The 1,191-nt window shown below is 42.4% G+C and carries 2 protein-coding genes; one reads left to right on the top strand and one right to left on the bottom strand.

Annotated features, from left to right (window positions below; genetic code table 11):
* Window positions 1-56 precede the first annotated feature (56 nt).
* A complete protein-coding gene (locus RMT89_RS40225; protein ID WP_170905707.1) occupies window positions 57-284 on the bottom strand; it encodes a hypothetical protein in 228 nt (75 codons plus the stop codon).
* 583 nt (window positions 285-867) lie between these two features.
* Here RMT89_RS40225 and RMT89_RS40220 point away from each other — a divergent pair.
* Window positions 868-1,191, top strand: a 324-nt coding sequence (locus RMT89_RS40220; RefSeq protein ID WP_315888702.1) for a metallophosphoesterase, incomplete at its 3' end; no start/stop codon positions are given.

Raw genomic sequence — 1,191 nt, 5'->3', positions numbered from 1 at the left:
CAAGGAAGTTATTCCCAAACCATCCAAGGCATTGAATAATTCTGCGTTAAATCACATCAGCTGCCAATCACCAGCTGAGTTAACCTTAATGGTGGGCCAACATTCCATGTTTCAGTTGCGACGGGGTCGACTGCACCAACACATTCAATAGCGTATTTAGGAGAGCTCTTTGATCCTATCATAAGATCATACATTCCAGGTTCAGAACCATCATCATGGACTTCAACTATCTCGCCCAGCTCTTTGGCAACAATTTGCTTAGCCCAACCCTCGACAGTGCTCAATGCTCATTGCCTCCTAATGCATAACGCTCGCGTTGAATAGCGCAGTAAAACTGCGTTTGTTGCAACCGTTTTTTATTCCCGCTTCGCTTCATATCAGGTTCGCTTTTTGACAGATGAGGAAACCTTGATTTTCTCCTGCTTGCCTACGGCAAGCACATACACAAACAGCTCATAGTCTAACCGGTAACCAGCAGACGAAGTATCGAGTTGCTTATTTACACATCAAATAAGTTATAGTGCATTAGATGTAGCGGTTAGAAAGTTAATTAGTCTTATCTTGCTTAAGCCACTCGTCTAACCAATGATCTTAAAGAAGCGTATCTCGAATGGGGATCAAGGTGATCATAATCGCTATTCAACCTCTCATACTGTTGAACTCCGTGCAACACCTCATAAAAATGTAAACTAATGATACAGGATGTTTTCAAATACGACATTGATCACTCTAAGTCATGATGATTTCTTTTAAGGTTCGCCCAACTTTATAAACAGGCAACCTATGATGAAAAAACACGCACTCGCTAGTCTGATCATGCTCTCACTCTCGTTCCCCGCTCTCACCGCTGATGGAGATATCCATAATGTGACCATACTTGGTACATCAGATTTACATGGCCACTTTATGCCATGGGATTACGCGGCCGACAAACTCAACATGCGCGGAAGCTTAAGTCAAATAGCGACCAAAGTAGCGGATATTCGTAGCACCAACAAAAATGTAATTTTGGTCGATGCGGGTGACACAATTCAAGGTAACTTTGTCGAAACGTTTAAGGATGAAGCCACTAGCCCTATGAAGCTTGGCTTTAACAAAAGGGATTATTACGTTTGGGTACTCGGCAACCACGAGTTTGATTTTGTCTTAGATTTTTTAAAGCGGTCGCTCGACAAATTTGAAGGGCAATCA

The sequence above is a fragment of the Streptomyces sp. P17 genome, assembly GCF_032436805.1.
Lineage (GTDB): Bacteria > Actinomycetota > Actinomycetes > Streptomycetales > Streptomycetaceae > Streptomyces.
Note: the sequence above shows the minus strand (reverse complement) of the source record. Positions and strands in the feature narration are given on the sequence as shown.